The organism is Streptomyces sp. MUSC 14, from assembly GCF_001866675.1.
Taxonomy (GTDB): domain Bacteria; phylum Actinomycetota; class Actinomycetes; order Streptomycetales; family Streptomycetaceae; genus Streptomyces.
In genome coordinates, this window is sequence record NZ_MLYN01000019.1 from 173,533 (window position 1) to 190,460 (window position 16,928).

General features: G+C 71.7%; 16 protein-coding genes. 2 read left to right on the forward strand and 14 right to left on the reverse strand.

Going from position 1 to position 16,928, the window contains the following annotated elements; genetic code table 11:
* Nucleotides 1-169: 169 nt before the first annotated feature.
* Nucleotides 170-2,158 carry a glycosyltransferase family 2 protein gene (locus BIV25_RS11835; RefSeq protein ID WP_071372196.1) on the forward strand — a complete coding sequence of 663 codons (1,989 nt, stop codon included), beginning with the start codon at nt 170-172 and terminating at the stop codon, nt 2,156-2,158.
* On the forward strand, nt 2,155-4,089 hold the full coding sequence (locus BIV25_RS11840) for a galactose oxidase-like domain-containing protein (RefSeq protein WP_071372197.1): 1,935 nt from the start codon (nt 2,155-2,157) through the stop codon (nt 4,087-4,089). The genes BIV25_RS11835 and BIV25_RS11840 overlap by 4 nt, the downstream gene beginning before the upstream one ends.
* Here the strand turns inward: BIV25_RS11840 and BIV25_RS11845 are convergent.
* The 14 genes from BIV25_RS11845 to BIV25_RS11910 form a co-directional block, all read right to left on the reverse strand.
* Complete coding sequence (locus BIV25_RS11845) at nt 4,086-5,120, reverse strand: glycoside hydrolase family 6 protein (RefSeq protein ID WP_071372198.1); 1,035 nt, start codon at nt 5,118-5,120, stop codon at nt 4,086-4,088. The two genes, BIV25_RS11840 and BIV25_RS11845, sit on opposite strands and share 4 nt — an antisense overlap.
* 289 nt (nt 5,121-5,409) lie before the next feature.
* Nucleotides 5,410-6,072 carry a class F sortase gene (locus BIV25_RS11850; RefSeq protein ID WP_071372199.1) on the reverse strand — a complete coding sequence of 221 codons (663 nt, stop codon included), beginning with the start codon at nt 6,070-6,072 and terminating at the stop codon, nt 5,410-5,412.
* 9 nt (nt 6,073-6,081) lie between these two features.
* Entirely contained in the window at nt 6,082-6,744 is a 663-nt protein-coding gene (locus BIV25_RS11855; RefSeq protein ID WP_071372200.1) for a hypothetical protein, read from the reverse strand.
* Between the two features lie 115 nt (nt 6,745-6,859).
* A complete protein-coding gene (locus BIV25_RS11860; protein ID WP_071372201.1) occupies nt 6,860-7,639 on the reverse strand; it encodes an HAD-IIA family hydrolase in 780 nt (259 codons plus the stop codon).
* A 245-nt stretch (nt 7,640-7,884) separates the two neighbouring features.
* The gene (locus BIV25_RS11865) at nt 7,885-8,937 is read right to left on the reverse strand and encodes a 2-aminoethylphosphonate ABC transporter substrate-binding protein (RefSeq protein WP_071372202.1); all 1,053 of its coding nucleotides are present in this window, start codon (nt 8,935-8,937) and stop codon (nt 7,885-7,887) included.
* Nucleotides 8,938-9,020: 83 nt separating this feature from the next.
* Nucleotides 9,021-9,818, reverse strand: a complete 798-nt coding sequence (locus BIV25_RS11870; RefSeq protein ID WP_177235241.1) for an ABC transporter permease — start codon at nt 9,816-9,818, stop codon at nt 9,021-9,023.
* On the reverse strand, nt 9,805-10,587 hold the full coding sequence (locus BIV25_RS11875) for a 2-aminoethylphosphonate ABC transporter permease subunit (RefSeq protein WP_071372204.1): 783 nt from the start codon (nt 10,585-10,587) through the stop codon (nt 9,805-9,807). The genes BIV25_RS11870 and BIV25_RS11875 overlap by 14 nt, the downstream gene beginning before the upstream one ends.
* Entirely contained in the window at nt 10,580-11,626 is a 1,047-nt protein-coding gene (locus BIV25_RS11880; RefSeq protein WP_071372205.1) for an ABC transporter ATP-binding protein, read from the reverse strand. Before BIV25_RS11880 ends, BIV25_RS11875 begins: the two co-directional genes overlap by 8 nt.
* Before the next feature lies 1 nt (nt 11,627).
* Nucleotides 11,628-12,335: a phosphonatase-like hydrolase gene (locus BIV25_RS11885; RefSeq protein ID WP_107486076.1), complete on the reverse strand. Its 708-nt coding sequence runs from the start codon at nt 12,333-12,335 to the stop codon at nt 11,628-11,630.
* Between the two features lie 8 nt (nt 12,336-12,343).
* Nucleotides 12,344-13,468, reverse strand: coding sequence for a TIGR03364 family FAD-dependent oxidoreductase (locus BIV25_RS11890; protein WP_071372207.1), 1,125 nt, complete (start codon nt 13,466-13,468; stop codon nt 12,344-12,346).
* Between the two features lie 141 nt (nt 13,469-13,609).
* Nucleotides 13,610-14,365, reverse strand: coding sequence for a GntR family transcriptional regulator (locus BIV25_RS11895; protein ID WP_071372208.1), 756 nt, complete (start codon nt 14,363-14,365; stop codon nt 13,610-13,612).
* A 48-nt stretch (nt 14,366-14,413) separates the two neighbouring features.
* Entirely contained in the window at nt 14,414-15,196 is a 783-nt protein-coding gene (locus tag BIV25_RS11900; protein WP_256255762.1) for a hypothetical protein, read from the reverse strand.
* A gap of 52 nt (nt 15,197-15,248) precedes the next feature.
* Nucleotides 15,249-15,593 carry a hypothetical protein gene (locus BIV25_RS11905; RefSeq protein ID WP_071372209.1) on the reverse strand — a complete coding sequence of 115 codons (345 nt, stop codon included), beginning with the start codon at nt 15,591-15,593 and terminating at the stop codon, nt 15,249-15,251.
* Between the two features lie 129 nt (nt 15,594-15,722).
* Nucleotides 15,723-16,901 (reverse strand): ROK family transcriptional regulator, encoded by a 1,179-nt coding sequence (locus BIV25_RS11910; RefSeq protein ID WP_071372210.1) that lies wholly within the window; start codon nt 16,899-16,901, stop codon nt 15,723-15,725.
* Between the last annotated feature and the right edge of the window lie 27 nt (nt 16,902-16,928).

Genomic DNA, 16,928 nt, shown 5'->3' on the forward strand with positions numbered 1-16,928 from the left:
GCAGTTGGGGGGAAGCAACCGGTTGCACACCGACGGGGAGGGGGCCCCTGCAACCGGAAGGGCGCGATCCTGTGTCTATGGAGTGGGGAAGACGTGGGGAAACGCGCCGTCACTCGCGCCACCATTGATCAAGAAACACGCGGTGCACTGCGTGTGGGGGGAATGACTCATGACGTCGACGCCGAGGGGCGCCGGGCAGAGCCACGCTCACGATCAGACCGACGACCCGTCACGGACCACTCAGCTGAGGGCGGTCACCCATCGGACGGGTCAGTTCCGCCGTATACGGAAGAGCCTGCCGAGATACGACTACGAGCACTACAGCCGGCTCGCCGGCCCGCTCACCCAGCCCGACCCGGCGAAGCCGTACACGGTGGCGTACCGGTCACTGCTGTCCCAGGAACCGCACCGGATACGCGCGGCGCTCATGCTGGGCGCGGCCCCGGTCCTCTCGCTGGTCCTGCTGTTCTGGCTGCTGCGCCCCGCGCACTGGACCGAACGCGACTATCCCGCCTACGACTTCCTGCCGGCCCTCGACGTCGTCATGCTCGTCTCGATCGGGCTGATCGAGTTCTTCCGCTGCCTGAACGTGCTGTCCAACGCGCACGCCACGCTGGTCGCCCGTGACCCGGTCCCGGTCGTGCCCGAGACCGGCACCCGGGTCGCCTTCATCACCACCTTCGTGCCCGGCAAGGAGCCGCTGGAGATGGTGACGAAGACCCTGGAGGCGGCGGTGAAGCTGCGCCACCGGGGCCTGCTGCACGTGTGGCTGCTGGACGAGGGCGACGACCCGGCCGTCAAGGAGGTCTGCGCCCGGCTCGGCGTGCACCACTTCACCCGCAAGGGCGTGGAGCGGTGGAACCGGCCCAAGGGCCCGCACCGCGCGAAGACCAAGCACGGCAACTACAACGCCTGGCTGGAGGCGCACGGCGACGCCTACGACTACTTCGCCTCCGTCGACACCGACCACGTCCCGCTGCCCAACTACCTGGAGCGGATGCTCGGTTACTTCCGCGACCCGGACGTCGGCTTCGTCATCGGCCCGCAGGTCTACGGCAACTACGACACGTTCGTCACCAAGGCCGCCGAGTCCCAGCAGTTCCTCTTCCACGCCCTGATCCAGCGCGCCGGCAACCGCTACGGCGCCCCCATGTTCGTCGGCACCTCCAACGCCGTACGGATCAGGGCGCTCAAGCAGATCGGCGGGCTGTACGACTCGATCACCGAGGACATGGCGACCGGCTTCGAGATGCACCGGGCCAAGAACCCGGCGACGGGGCGGAAGTGGAAGTCCGTCTACACGCCGGACGTCCTCGCCGTCGGCGAGGGCCCGAACGCCTGGACGGACTTCTTCACGCAGCAGCTGCGCTGGTCGCGTGGGACGTACGAGACGATCCTCAAGCAGTACGGGAAGGGCCTGTTCACACTGGGGCCGGGCAAGCTCTTCAACTACACGATGATGATCATCTTCTACCCGATGTCCGCCCTCAACTGGATCCTCGCGGCGCTCAGTTGCGCCCTGTTCCTCGGGCTGGGCGCCTCGGGCGTGAACATCGACCCGACCGTGTGGCTGATGCTGTACGGCAACGCCTCCGCGCTCCAGATCGGCCTGTACGTCTGGAACCGGCGGCACAACGTCTCCCCGCACGAGCCGGAGGGTTCGGGCGGTGTCGCGGGCATGGTGATGTCCGCGCTGTCCGCGCCGATCTACGCCCGCTCGCTGATGGACGCGGTGCTGCGCCGCAAGAGCACGTTCGTGGTGACGCCCAAGGGCGAGTCGGCCAGCCCCGACACGCTGTTCGGGACGTTCAGGGTGCACTGGTTCTTCATCCTGGTCTTCGGCGGCTCGCTCGCCGCCGGTTTCGTGTTCGGACACTCCCACCCGGCGATGATCGTCTGGGCGGCCCTCGCGCTGCTGATCACCGCCTCGCCGATCCTCGCCTGGCGGTACACGCTGTGGCAGGAGCGGCGCAGGCCCGCGCCCGTGGCGGCGGGGAGCGGGCCGCAGGACGCGGTGCCCGCCGCGCCGCACCCGGCGCCGGCGCCGCAGCAGCGGCCGTCCTGGGCGAGCGCCGGACCGCCGGCGGGCCCGGCACCGGAGACGAACGAACAGACCATGCAGATCGCCCTGGGCGGACTTGGGGGACGTAAGGAATGAAGGACCAGGCAGGCCGCCGTCGCGCCCGCAGGCTCGCGATCGGCACGGCGGTGGTGCTCGCGCTGGCCGGGATGAACGGGCCGTGGGTCTACCGCTTCACCACCGCGCAGTACCACCAGTACAAGATCAACAGACCCGAGTACAAGGCCGAGAACGGCCACTGGGACATCATCGAGTTCCCCAAGCAGTTCCGGCAGGACACGATCCACGCGTCCCTGCTGCGCACCGGGAAGATCCTGATGATCGCGGGCTCGGGCAACAACCAGGACAACTTCAACGCCAAGAAGTTCGACACCCGGATCTGGGACCCGGTCAAGGGCACGATCAAGAAGGTGCCCACCCCGGCCGACCTGTTCTGCACCGGCCACACCCAGCTCGGCAACGGCAACATCCTGATCGCCGGCGGCACCAAGCGGTACGAGAAGCTCAAGGGTGACGTCAAGAAGGCCGGCGGCGTCATGATCCTCTACAACGAGAACCCGGACAAGCCGATGACGCTGCCGGCCGGCACACGGTTCACCGGCAAGCAGAACGGCCAGACGTTCGTCTCACAGGACCCGGTGCTCCTCCCGCGCGCGACGAAGGTCTTCGACAAGAGCGGCAAGTGGCTGCGGAACAACCCCGGTTACGGCCGCGTCTACGTCGAGGCGCCGCGCGAGGGCACCCAGTACGAGACCGGCACCCAGGACAACTACACGATCCAGGGTCTGGCCGGCGCCGACGCGCGCAACACGTACGGCATCGCGCAGAAGCTCGCCCTCGACAAGAAGGACTTCGAAGGCATCAAGGACGCCTACGAGTTCGACCCGGTCGCCGAGCGGTACATCAAGGTCGACCCGATGAACGAGGCCCGCTGGTACCCGACGCTCACGACCCTGTCGGACGGCAGGGTCCTCAGCGTCTCGGGCCTGGACGACATCGGCCAGCTGGTACCGGGCAAGAACGAGATCTTCGACCCGGCGACGAAGAAGTGGACGTACACGAAGACGACCCGGCAGTTCCCGACGTACCCGGCGCTGTTCCTGATGCAGAACGGGAAGATCTTCTACTCGGGGTCCAACGCGGGGTACGGCCCGGACGACGTGGGCCGGGAGCCCGGCATCTGGGACGTCGGCAGCAACGCCTTCACGAAGCTGCCCGGGCTCAGCGACCCGAACATGATGGAGACCTCCGGGACCGTGCTGCTGCCGCCGGCACAGGACGAGAAGTTCATGGTGATCGGCGGCGGCGGGGTCGGTGAGTCGAAGCTGTCGAGCAAGAAGACGCGGCTCATCGACCTGAAGGCCAGGAAGCCCGCGTTCGTGGACGGACCGTCGCTGGAGAAGGGAACCCGGTATCCGCAGTCCTCGGTCCTGCCGGACGACACGGTGCTGGTGTCGGGCGGCTCGGAGGACTACCGGGGGCGCAGCGACTCCAACATCCTGCAGGCGCGGCTGTACCACCCCGACAGCAACAGCTTCACACAGGTCGCCGATCCGCTGGTGGGCCGCAACTACCACTCCGGGTCGATCCTGCTGCCGGACGGGCGGGTGATGTTCTTCGGCTCCGACTCGCTGTACGGCGACAAGGCGAACACCAAACCGGGGACGTTCGAGCAGCGGATCGAGATCTACACCCCGCCCTATCTGTACCGGGGTTCGCGGCCGTCGCTGAGCGGCGGTCCGCAGACGATCGCCCGGGGCGCCTCGGGGACGTTCACGTCGCGGCAGGCGGCCGGCATCAGGAAGATGCGGCTGATCCGGCCGAGCGCGTCGACGCATGTGACGGACGTGGACCAGCGGTCGATCGCGCTGGACTTCAAGGCGTCCGGGAACAAGCTCACGGTGACCGTGCCGACGAACCGGAATCTGGTGCCGTCCGGCTGGTACATGCTGTTCGCGGACGACGACCAGGGGACGCCGTCCGTCGCACAGTGGGTCAAGGTGCCTTAGGGCTGCTTGCTGTTGCGGGCCAGGGCGAGTGCGTAGCCCGCCCACCAGTCCCCCGCCTTCGGGCCCCCCTTGCACGTCCCGTCCGACTCCCCCGGGCGCTTGACCCACAGGTAGGCGTCCACGAGGGGGTCGGACGTCTTCGTCGTCGGGGTCTCGCCGAGGGCGCGGCCCGGCGGGTTGCACCAGCGCTGGCCCGGATCGCCCTGTGTGGCGGGGCCGTTGCCGTTGCGGCTGGTGTCGATGACGAAGTGCTTGCCGCCCACCTTCGCCGAGAGCTGTCTGCCGTAGGCGAGGGAGTCCTGGGTGGAGTAGAAGTTGGAGACGTTCACGGCGAAGCCGTCGGCCTGGGCGATGCCGGCCTGCTGGAGGGACGGGAAGATCTGGTCCGGGTGGCCCCAGCCGGCGTTGCCCGCGTCGAGGTAGACCTTGGTGTTCTTCAGGGACTTGAGCGTGGTGATCGCGCCCCGGAGCAGGTCGTAGCGCTCCTCGTGGAACTGGTTCGGCGTGCAGCCGTCCACCAGGTGCAGTACGGCGTCCGGTTCGAGGACGACGACGGCCGGGCGGTCCTGGACGCCCCGGGCCACGCCGTCGATCCAGGCGCGGTAGGCGTTGCCGTCGGCGGCGCCGCCCTGGGAGTACTGGCCGCAGTCGCGGTGCGGGATGTCGTAGAGCACGAGCAGGGCCGTACGGTCGGCCTGCTGGGCGGCCTCGGTGAAGCCGCGGGCCTCCTGCTCGGGGTTCTCCGGGCCGATCCACTCCCCCACGGGCTGCTCGGCGATCTTCCGGATCTGCTCGGCGTCGGACGCCTTGCCCGCCTTGGTGTAGGCGGCGAGCTGACGGGCCGCCGTGCCGTCCGGGTTCACCCAGAACGGGTCGACGGACCTGGGCTGTTGGGTGATCCGGGCGCCCGCGTCGGCGTTCTTGTCGCCGCCTGCGCCTCCCGAAGAGCAGCCGGCGAGCAGCAGCGCCGCCCCCAGCACCACCGCCGCGGACGCCCGCGCACTCGCCTGGGCCCCCCTGCTGTCGTCCATCCGTTTCCCCCCTGGGCGCACTGGTCCGGGTGCCGTCCCATGCTGACATATCCGGACGCCCCGTCACGAGGTCGCACGCCGGGGCGTGCGGGGTCAGGGGGTGGTCCCGGTGAGGTTCGCGTTCGCACGGCGTGCATGGTCAGTGGGTGGTGCCCGTGAGGGAGACGCCGACGGCCGCACGGGCGGGCCCGGACCCGGTGGACGTCGAAGCCGACAGGAGCACACTCCCGCGGACATCGGCCCGCACCGACGTATCCGGCCGGTCCCCCCCATGCCGGGGCGTGCATGGTCAGTGGGTGGTGCCGGTGAGGTAGGCGTCGACCACCACGTTGGCGGTGTAGGAGCTCGTGGTGCGGTCGAAGGCGCCGCCGCAGGTGATCAGGCGCAGTTCGGCGCGACCGGGGCGGTGAGGGCCGTAGGCCTGGTGGGCGTCGAAGCCGGTGCGGGGCATGACGCGGACGTCGTCGACGGTGAAGCGGGCGACCTTGCCGTCCGAGCGGACCACCCGGACCGTCGCGCCCGGCGTGAGCGTGCTGAGCTTGTAGAAGACGCCGGGCCGGGTCGCGGTGTCGACGTGTCCGACCAGGAGGGCGGCGCCCTTGGCGCCGGGTCTGGTGCCGGCGCCGTACCAGCCGACCACGCCCGGCTGGTCGAACGGCGGCGGGTCGACGGCGCCCTCGGCGTCGAGGCCGCGGGCCACCACGGGGGCCTGCACCCCGAGCCGGGGGATGTCCACGCGCTGCGGCAGCGCGTCGCCGAGCGGCGCGGCCGCGCGGGGCAGCTTGGCGGGGTCGACGGCTCCGGAGGCCCAGGTGCCACCGGTGGCCGGGTCGCCCGGTACGCCGGTGACCGCCCTGCCCCACAGCCACAGCCCGAGCAGCAGCAGCGCCCAGGTGGCGAGGGTGACCAGCCGGCCGGTGCCGGTGCCGGGCTGCCCCTGGTCGTCGGTCATGCGGGCCCGTCAGCGGCCGGTACGGCGGTCGCGGCCCCGGTGGCCGCGGAGCCCGACGGCGAGCGCGGCGACCCCGGCCAGCCCGAGGCCGGTGACCGTCTCGGCGGCGTCGGGGCCGGACTCACTGGTGGCCACGGTGGCGAAGTGCGTGGCGGTGCCGCCGCCGCCCGCGTGGACCGGGGCGACGGGGGAGGCGGCGGCGTCGGGCCGCCGGTCCGACTCCCCGGCCTGTCCGGTCTGTTCGGTCTGTTCGGTCTGTCTGCTTCCCTGGTCCGTGCCCCAGGCGGATCCGGGGTCGGTTCCCCGGGCGGATCCCTGGGCCGTTCCGCGGGCGGCGCCGCGGCCGCCCGCCACCGTGATCCGTCCGCTGATGACGTAGTCGGCGCAGGTGATCCGCACGTCGTAGACACCGGGCGCGAGGGAGGAGCGGACGCGGGTCTCGCCGGAGAGGGAGCCTCCTTTGCCGGTCAGCCGCGCGTCGGAGACGAAGGCGCCCGAGACCGCGGTGCCCTCGGGACCGGAGCAGCCGCGGACACGCAGGGAGACGTCGGTACCGGGGGACGGGGAGCCGGGAGTCACGGAGACCGAGCCGCCGTCGGCCGCGTGAGCCGACGGTGTGAGGGCGGCGACGGCCAGGATTCCGGTACAGACAGTGAGGCGAATTGAGCCCATCGTGAACCTCCAGTTATCTGGAGGCTCCCCCGGCACAGGCGCCCCCGCATCCTCTGGGGGCGCCCGATTGCTCCATATGGGTGGGCCCGGGTTTGAAAGCCGCTGGTCAGCTGTGTCAGACGAGGTCGACCAGGTCCGCGATGGAGTCGACGACCCGGGAGGGGCGGAAGGGGTACCGGTCGACGGCGTCCGGCTGGGTGACCCCGCTGAGCACCAGGAACGTGCGCATCCCGGCCTCCAGACCCGCGAGCACGTCGGTGTCCATGCGGTCGCCGATCATCGCGGAGGTCTCGGAGTGGGCGCCGATCGCGTTGAGTCCGGCGCGCATCATCAGCGGATTGGGCTTGCCGACGAAGTACGGCTTCTTGCCGGTCGCGGCGGTGATCAGGGCGGCGACCGAACCGGTGGCGGGCAGGTCGCCCTCGATGGAGGGGCCGACGTTGTCGGGGTTGGTGGCGACGAACCGGGCGCCGTCGTTGATCAGCCGGACGGCCTTGGTCAGGGCCTCGAAGGAGTAGGTGCGGGTCTCGCCGAGGATCACGAAGTCGGGCTCGTGGTCGGTGAGGATGTAGCCGATGTCGTGCAGGGCCGTGGTCAGACCGGCCTCGCCGATGACGTAGGCGCTGCCGCCGGGCCGCTGGTCGTTCAGGAACTGGGCGGTGGCGAGCGCCGAGGTCCAGATGTTCTCCACCGGCACGTCCAGGCCCATCCGGCGCAGCCGGGCGTGCAGGTCGCGGGCGGTGTAGATGGAGTTGTTGGTCAGCACCAGGAAGGGCCGGCCGGATTCGCGCAGCTTCTTCAGGAAGGCGTCGGCGCCGGGGATCGGAACGCCCTCGTGGATCAGGACACCGTCCATGTCGGTGAGCCACGACTCGATCGGCTTGCGGTCTGCCATGTTGTGCGTCTCCTGGCGTACGTGCGGTCGACAAGGCAAAGCGGGGGCGCCGGAACCACGGCGTACCGACGCCCCCCAGCCTAGGGGGTGCCGTTTTGGATCATCCCGGCGTCGCGAGGTCTGGCACGCGCAGACCCCGCTCGGGTCAGCCGACAGGCACCGCTCCTCACGGCCGGCCTGTTCCAAACGACACCCCCTGGTCAGCGTGGCCTGATCCTGACCCCGCCGTCCGTCTGTCGATCGGCTCAGCTGCCGGTCGCCGACTTCCAGTCCTCGACGTACGACGTGAGGTTCTTGTTGATGTCGTTCCAGTCGGGCTCGAAGAAGTCGACGCCGTCCATGATCCTGGTGAGGGCGATGGCGTTGGCGTCGGTGGCCTTGACGTCCTGGCGGGCGCTGAAGCCGCCGCCGACGGAGCTGACCTCCTGCTGCTGCTTCTGCGCGAGCATGAAGTCGAGCAGCTTCTTGCCGTTCTCGCTGTGCGGGGCCTTGGTGACCAGGCCGGCCGCGTAGGGCAGGGCGAAGGTGGAGGGCTTGCCGTCCTTGTCGGCCGGGAACCAGATGCCGAGGTTCGGCATGGTCTTGGCCTGCGCGTAGTTCATCTGCACGTCGCCGTTGGCGGCGAGGAGTTCGCCCTTGTCGACCTTGGGCGCGAGCTTGCCGGTGGAGGCGGACGGGCCGACGTTGTTGGCCTGGAGCTTCTTCAGGTAGGCGAGGGCCTGCTCCTTGCCGCCGAAGTCGTGGATGGCCTTGATGAGGACGGCGGTGCCGTCGCCGGCGACGCCCGGGGTGGAGTACTGGAGCTTGTTCTTGAACTTGGCGTCGAGCAGGTCGTTCCAGGTCTTCGGGGCCTGCCTCAGCTCCTTCCTGTTGTAGACGAAGCCGAAGTAGTTGTTGACGACGGAGATCCAGGAGCCGTCGACCGCCTTGTCGGCGCCGCTGACCTGGTCGGAGTCCTTCACCTCGTACTTCTGCAGCAGGCCCTTGGCGTCGGCCTCCTGGATGAAGGGCGGAAGGGTGACCAGCACGTCGGCCTGCGGGTTGCTCTTCTCGCGGACGGCGCGCTGCACCATCTCGCCGGAGCCGCCCTCGACGTACTTGACCTTGATGCCGGTCTGCTTGGTGAAGTCCGCGAAGACCCGGTCGTACCAGCCGTCGCCGTTCTCGCCCTTGAGGCCGTCGGCGCTGTAGACGGTGACCTCCTTGGCGTCGGAGGCGGTGGAGGTGCCGCAGGCGGACAGTGCGGGGGTGGCGAGCAGGGCGAGGGCGATGGCGAGCGAGACGCGGTTTCTGGGCATGGCGAGGCCAACTCCTGGCGTTTTCACGGGGGTTACGGGAGTGGGGGGGAGGTCTGCGGTGGGGGTGGTCCGTGCGGGGGATGTCAGCGGTACGACGCCCGGGTGCGGACCCGGGAGACGGCGAACAGGACGAGCAGGGTCGCGGCCATCAGCACCACGGCCACGGCCGAGCCGGTGAACAGGGCGCCCCGGTCGGTGGCCGCGTAGATCAGGACCGGCAGCGGGGTCCAGTCGGGCGGATAGAGCATCATCGTGGCGCTCAGCTCGCCCATGGACAGGGCGAAGCAGAGGCCGGCGGCGGCGGTGAGGGAGGGCAGCAGGAGGGGGAGGCGGACCCGCCACAGGACGTGGGCGGGGCGGGCGCCGAGGGAGGCGGCGGCCTGTTCGTAGGCCGGGTCGAGGCGGGTGATCGCCGCCGACACGGACTGGTGGGCGAAGGCCGTGACCAGCACGGTGTGCGCGAGGATCACGATCCACCGGGTGCCGTTGAGCAGCAGCGGCGGCTTGGAGAAGGCGACGAGGACCGACAGTCCGACCACGACGGAGGGGACGGCGACCGGCAGGACGAACAGGGCGTCCATGATCCTGCGGTACCGCTTCCTCAGCCCCGCCGCGGCCAGCGCGGCCCAGGTGCCGGCGGTCAGCGCGAGCACGCTGGCGCCGACGGCCGTGAGCAGGCTGGTGGTGAGCGCCTGGAGGGCCTCGCCCCGGGTTGCGGCACGGTAGTTGGCGACGGTCGCGCCCGCGGGCAGGACGCCGGACCAGTGGGTGGCGAAGGAGGCGCCGAGGATGACGAGGAGGGGCAGGGCGAACAGCGGCAGGAAGAGGACGGCGAACACCGTCCACACGGCCCACCTGGCCCCGCGGCTATGCACCAGCACGACGGCTCACCACCCGGTAGAGGGCGTAGAGGCCCACGGAGATCAGGACGTTGACGACGGCGACCACGCACGCGCCCGGGTAGTCGGACTCCAGGATCGCCTTGCTGTAGACGAGCATCGGCAGGGTGGTGACGCCCTTGGCGCCGGTGAACAGCACGATGCCGAACTCGTTGAGACAGAGCACCAGGACGAGGCTCCCGCCGGCCGCGAGCGCGGGCAGCGCCTCCGGGAGGATCACCTGCCGCACGATCCGCGGCGCCCGCGCGCCCAGCGAACCGGCCGCCTCCAGCTGGGCGGTGTCCAGCTGCGAGAAGGCGGCGAGCAGGGGCCGCATCACGAACGGCGTGAAGTAGGTGACCTCCGCCAGCAGCACGCCCCAGGGCGTGGTGAGGAACTGGAAGGAGCCGACGATGCCCGTGCTGCCGTAGATGAACAGCAGGGCCAGCGTGATGAGGAAGGACGGGAAGGACAGGTACACGTCGATGAACCGCGCCACCCCCTTCGCCCCGGGGAACGGCACGAACGCGATGACCAGCGCCAGCAGGAAACCGAGCAGCAGGCACCCGGCGGTGGAGGCGAGCGCCAGCCAGACGGTGGTCCACAGCGCGTGCCGGAAGGCGTCGGAGGCGAAGACGTCGGCGTACGGCTTGAGGGAGGTGCCGCCGGAGTCTGGCTGGAAGGACTGCTGGACGACGAGGGCGAGGGGGTAGAGGAAGAAGAGGGCGAGCAGGGCCACGGGGGGCAGGGCCCACAACAGGCGCCTAGGCATGACTGACTCCGGCGGGCAGCAGTACCGCGTCGTCGGGCGCGAAGTGCAGGCGCACGAGGTCGCCGTGGGCCGGCGGAGCCTTCAGTTCACGCACGTCCGCCATGACCGTGTGCCCGTCGACCTCGACGTACAGCCGGTGGGTGGCGCCCCGCCACTGGATCTCCCGTACGACGCCGGTGAGTTGGTTGGGGCCCTGGCCCAGGCCGACGACGTGCGGCCGTACGCACAGCGTGGCCCGCGCTCCCGCGGCCACCCCGTTCGTGTCGACCGTCAGCTCGGCCCCCGCGAAGGAGACCCCGCCGGCCCCCACGGTCACGGGCACCAGGTTCGCGCCGCCCACGAAGGAGGCGGTGAACTCGTCGGCCGGGGAGCGGTACAGCTCCCTCGGCGTGCCGCAGGACTGGAGCCGCGCCTTGTCCATGACGGCGATCCGGTCGGCCAGGGTCAGCGCCTCGACCTGGTCGTGGGTGACGTACAGCATCGAGACGTCGGGCAACTCCCGGTGCAGCCGGGCAAGTTCGGTCAGCATCCCGGAGCGCAGCCGGGCGTCCAGCGCGGACAGCGGCTCGTCCAGGAGCAGCACGTCCGGGCGGATGGCGAGCGCGCGGGCGATGGCGACCCGCTGCTGCTGTCCGCCGGACAGCTCGCGCGGGTGGCGGCGGGCGTAGGCGCCCATGCCGGTCATCTCCAGCGCCTCGGCGACCCGTTGCCGTATCTCGTTCCTGGCCGTCTTCCTGGCCCTGAGCCCGAAGGCCACGTTCTCGTCGACCCGCAGGTGCGGGAAGAGCGCGTACTGCTGCACGACCATGCCGATGCCACGCCGGTACGGCGGCAGGTCCGTCACGTCCCGGCCGCCGAGGAGCACCCGCCCGGACACGGGCCGTACGAACCCGGCGACCGCCCGCAGCGCGGTGGTCTTGCCGGAGCCGGACGGTCCGAGCAGCGCCATGACCTCGCCGGGCTCGACGGTCAGGTCGAGCGCGTCGAGAACGACGTTGCCGTCGTAGGCGACGGTGACGGAATCGAAGCGGATGCCCATCTCAGCGCGCTCCCGACAGCAGCGCGGGCAGCCCGGCCACGGAGTCGAGGACGTGCGTGGCACCGGCGGCGTGGAACTCGGCGTCCCCGTGGGCCCCGGTGCGTACGCCCGCGACCAGCCCGGCGCCCGCCCGTACCCCGCTGAGCACGTCGTACGAGGTGTCGCCGGCGACGGCGACCTGGCGCACGTCGTCCGCGGCCCCGGTGCGGAGGAAGGCCGTGAGGACCATGTCCGGGTACGGCCGTCCGCGCCCGCCGGCGTCGGCCGGGCACAGGGTGAGCGAGACGGGGAACGAGGAGTCCCGCCAGCCGAGGGCGTCGAGGATGGCGTCCTGGGTGATGCGGGCGAAGCCGGTGGTCAGCACGACGGTGCGACCGCTGCCGGCCAGCTCCTCGATCGCCTCGCGGGCGCCGGGGACGGGGCCGATCAGACCGCCGTCGACCAGCTCGCCGTAGGCCTTCTCGAAGGCGGTGTTGGCGCGCTGGGCCTTCTCCTCGGCGCCGAACAGGTGCCGGAACACGGAGATCTTGGACTCGCCCATGGTGGCGCGGACGTAGGCGAGGTGCTCGGTGTGCTCGGGCGAGCCGGTCTCGACGCCGAGTTCGGCAGCGGCGGCGGCGAAGGCGCGCTCGACGAGGCCGCCGTCGGCGACGGTGGTGCCTGCCATGTCGAGGACGACGAGCCGGATGTCCTGCGGGAAGTCGGTCATGGGGGTGTTCACCAGCCCAGTTCGTTCGCGGTCGTTTCGGCTATCGCCGGGGAGCAGGTCATGCCGCGCCCGCCGGGCCCGGTGACCAGCCACACGCCGTCGCCGACCTGCTGCCGGTGCACGACCCGGCTCGTGTCGGTGCACTGCGCGTACACGCCCGCCCAGCGACGGCGGATGCGCGGCAGCGGGCGCCCGAGCAGGGACTCGACGACTGCGGTGAGGTGCTCGTAGGGCTCCTCGACGGTGTCGAAGGCGAAGGGGTGCTCGTACTCGTGGGTGTCGCCGATGGTCAGTCCGCCGTCGGCGCGCTGCACCATCAGCAGCTGCATCCGGTGCTCGGCCGCCGTCGGCGCCTGGGGCTGTCCGGCGCCCAGCGCGTCCAGTGCCGGGGAGCCGTAGGCCGGGTAGTAGCGGAAGCTGTCGGCGTCCGCGACGGAGGTGGTCAGCGGCTCGCCCAGCGGGTCGGTCTGCATCATCTGCAGGCGGACGCGGCGCACGGGCAGGTCGGGTCCGGCCAGCTCGCGGACGAGTCCGCCGAGCCAGGCGCCGGTGCACAGGACGACGGCGTCGGCGTGGTGCACGTCGCCGTGGTCGTCCCGTACGGTGCCGGGGCCGACCACGTCGCGGACCTCGCGGCCCGGCAGGAAGGTGTAGTCCGGGGACTTCAGGAGTTCTTCGCGCAGGGCGAGCTGGGCGGTGCGCGGTTCGACGGCCGCGTCGCGCTCGCAGTACAGGGCGGCGGTGAACTCGCCGCGCAGGGCGGGGTTCAGGGCGCGTGCCTCGGCGGGCAGCAGCAGCTTGTAGCCGCGGTCGGCGGCGTCCGGGCGGGCGACGGCGGCCTCGGCGACCGCCAGTTCCAGGGGGCCGCGGACCGGGGTCAGCGACCCGTTGGCCCGGAACCCGAGCTTCGGCACGCGGGTGCCGATCTCCTCCCACAGCTCCCGCGCCCGCAGCGCGGTCTCCAGCTCTTCTCCGCCCGCGCGGCCGCTGACCCAGATCTGCCCGAAGTTGCGCAGCGAGGCGCCGCGCGCCTCGGTCTCGCGCTCGATCTGGACGACCTGGTGGCCGCGCTGAACCGCATGCCAGGCGTGCATGGTGCCCACCACGCCTGCTCCTACGACTGTCACTCTCACGTCGGCAACGCTCCTCGGGATCGGGGAACCGGAGATATCCGGCTGTCAACGAGAGCGTGAACGACCCCTCAAGTTTGGGCTAGACCCGTTATCTTTTCGTGATGCAACTGGGAGTGTCCGAGTGCTCGTCGTACCCGCTTCTCAGCCGCGCAGGTGCGTGGTGAAGGAGAACCGGTCGCCCCGGTACAGCGAGCGCACACGCTCCAGCGGCCCGCCGTCCGTGTCCCGCGAGACACGGTGGATCAGCAGCATCGGCAGGGCGGGCGGCGTACCGATGAGCAGCGCCTCGCGGGGGGTGGCCAGCACGGTCTCGATGCGCTCGTCGGCGTCACCGAAGGCGATGCCCTGGGCGGTGAGATAGCCGTAGAAGGAGGAGTCGGGATCGAAGTCGGCGTCCAGCCGGGGCACCCGCGCGACGGCGACGTACGTGCTCTCCAGCCCGACCCGCTCCTCGTCGGCGAGCAGCACACGCTCCAGGTGCCACACGGGCTCGCCCCGGGTGAGCCCGGTCTCGGCGGCGAGGGCCTCGGGGCACGGGAAGCGGTCGAGGGTGACGAGGGTACGGCCGGGTGTACGGCCCTGCCGGCGCACCCCTTCGGTGTAGCTGGCGAGGGACAGCGGCTGGGCGAGCTTGGGCCCGGCGACGACGGTCCCGCGCCCGCGGCGCTGCAACCGCCCCTCCAGCACCAGCTCCCGCACCGCCTGCCGCACGGTCTCGCGCGCGACGTCGTACCGCTCGGCCAGATCCCGCTCGGTGGGGATGGGGCTGCCCTCCCCGAGCTCCTCCAGCAGCGCGGCTATCCGCGCCTTCACGGCGTAGTACTTGGGGATGCGCCCGTGCTCGGGGATGCCGGAGCGGACGGGGGCGCCGGGGGCCTGGTCGTTCGGGTAGTCCACGCAGGGATATTCGCAGACGGCGGGAGCGATTCCGGTACGGGACCCGGCTCAGCGGCGCCGACGCGCGAGCAGGAACGCCCCGGTGCCGACCCCGACCAGGGCTCCGGCGACCGCCGCCGCACCGGGAGCGTCCCCGGTCCCGGTGCCCGCCAACTCACCTGCCCGCTCCCCGGCTTCGGCCCCCTCTCCCTCGCGCACGATCCCGAACACGTACGGATCGGACTGCCCGACCCAGTCCCCGTCGTCCACTGCCCGGCGCTGGACGACGGCGGCGCTGGCGGTGACCCGGTCGGCCACGGCGTCCGAGGTGAGCGAGAGCCGGACCCTGACGCTGACCGTCCCGCCGGGCGGCACGGTGAACCCGTCGAACCCGGCGGCGTCCAGCACCCCGACCAGTTCCTGCTCGTCGGTGCTCTCGAACGACACCGGACGGGCCCGGGAGCCGTCGTAGAAGTCCAGCCGGGGCTGGTCCGGCTTCAGGACGCGTCCGCTGTCGACGAGGACGACGACCGGGTGAACACCGGTGCAGGTGCGCCGGGTGGTGTTGGTGAGATCGATGTTCCAGGTGCCGAACCCACCACCCGCCTCGTACGACTCCGGCCCCCCGCGGATCCGGGCGATGAGCGGAAAGACACGCACGTCGGCACCGGCACAGACGGGCCGCACAGCCGCACCGTCAGCCCGAGCGGCCGGCGCGGACAGGGGAACGAGGAGAGCGCCGGCGGCCACGACGGTGACGACGACTGCGGCCAGGCGCGGGAGGGGGGACAGGGGCGGGGACGGGGTCACCGCCGGGGCCGGAGCCGGGGCCGGGGCTGGGCGCAGTCGCATGGGTCCATGGTCGGGCCGGGTTCCCGGGAGCGCGCGGGGAGCCGGGCCGGGGTCAGCCGACGACGGTGACGTCCACCGTGGCCACGGCGTCCGGGTCCGAGGCGCAGGCCAGGTAGATGTGCGCCACGCCCGGCTGCGTGCCCGGGGCGATCCGGGCGGTTCCGACCAGCGTGCCGGTCTCCTTGAGCGTGAGGTCGATGGTCTCGACGGACGGCCCCTCGGCACGGCCGCCCTCACGCGGCTTGCTGCACCCGGCCAGCGTGAGATGGACGCTCTGCCCCGCCTTCACCTTCGGGGGACTGACCGTGCCGACCGGACCTGCGGCGAAGGCGGCCCCGCCGAAGGCCACGAGTCCGGCACCGACGAGGGCCGTACCGGTGATACGAGAGCGGCGCATGGTCACTCCTCACTGCGGTGCCCGGTGAGGCCGTCGGGGCTCAGGTCACCCATTGAGTCGATTGATGCGGTCGGTTCCACAGTGGGACGACCGGCCGCCCTCGCAACCCGGCCACGGCGCACCGCACCGTCACGCGTCCCCGCGCCCGAACAACCGCCCCAGCAGCAACTGCGCGGCACCCTCCGCGACAAGGCCCTCGCCGCCCTGCGCGACCCGGACCGGCACCGCCCCGCCCGGCATCCCCTCCCGCCGGGCCTGCGCCGCCAGCACGTCACCGACGCCCCGCACGTACACCTGCGGCGCCCCGGCCACGGTCCGCCCGCCGAGCAGCACCGCGTCGATGTCCAGCAACCCCACCAGATTCGCCGCCGCCACCCCCAGCACCCGCGCCGCCTCCGCCGGCTCCCCGCGCCCCACGGCGCCGAGGCACAGCACCTCCACGCACCCCCGGTTCCCGCACTCGCACAGCGGACCGTCCAGCTGGATCACCTGGTGCCCGAACTCCCCCGCCCCGGTCCGCGCCCCCCGGTGCACGCTCCCGCCGATCACCAGCCCGGCCCCGAGCCCGGTGCCGAGATGCAGATACGCGAACGATCCGGAGCCCCCCTCGCCCCGCACCGAGAGCCCCAGCGCGGCCGCGTTCGTGTCCTTGTCGACCACCACCGCCACCCCGAGCCGCGCCGCCAGCACGTCCCGCAGCGCGAAGCCGTCCCACTCGGGAAATCCCGTGACCCGGTGCAGCACTCCGCACGCGTGGTCGAGCGGTCCCGGCAGCGCCACCCCCACCCCGAGCAGCGTCCCGACACCGGCGAGCGCGCCGTCGTCCCCGAGGCCCAGGGCCTGCTCCACCAGTTCCTCCACCACCCTGGCGAGCACCCCGAGCACGGCCGGCGCCCCGGCCCCCAGGTCGAGTTCCGCGCGCCGCTGCGCCACCACGGCACCGTCCAGGTCGACGAGCACGGCCCGCAGTTCGTCACGGTCCAGGTGCACCCCGACCGCGTGCCCCGCCTCCGGCACCAGCCGCAGCACCGTGCGCGGCTTGCCCCCGGTGGACGCCCGGTGCCCGGCCTCCGCCGCGAACCCCTGCTCCCGCAGCCGTGCGGTGATCTTGCTGACGGCCTGCGGGGTCAGTCCGGTGCGCTCGGCCAGTTCGAGCCGGCTGATGCCCTCCGCCCCGGCGTCCCGCAGCAGCCCCAGCACCAGCGCGGCGTTGTGGCTGCGCACCGCTCCGAGGTTCGCCCCCGCCGGCCCACCCGTACTCACCGACACTCCGCCGCTCTGCGCCCTCGCCCTGTTCACGCCACCCATTGTCCCCGCCGCTTGCACTTTGGCAAC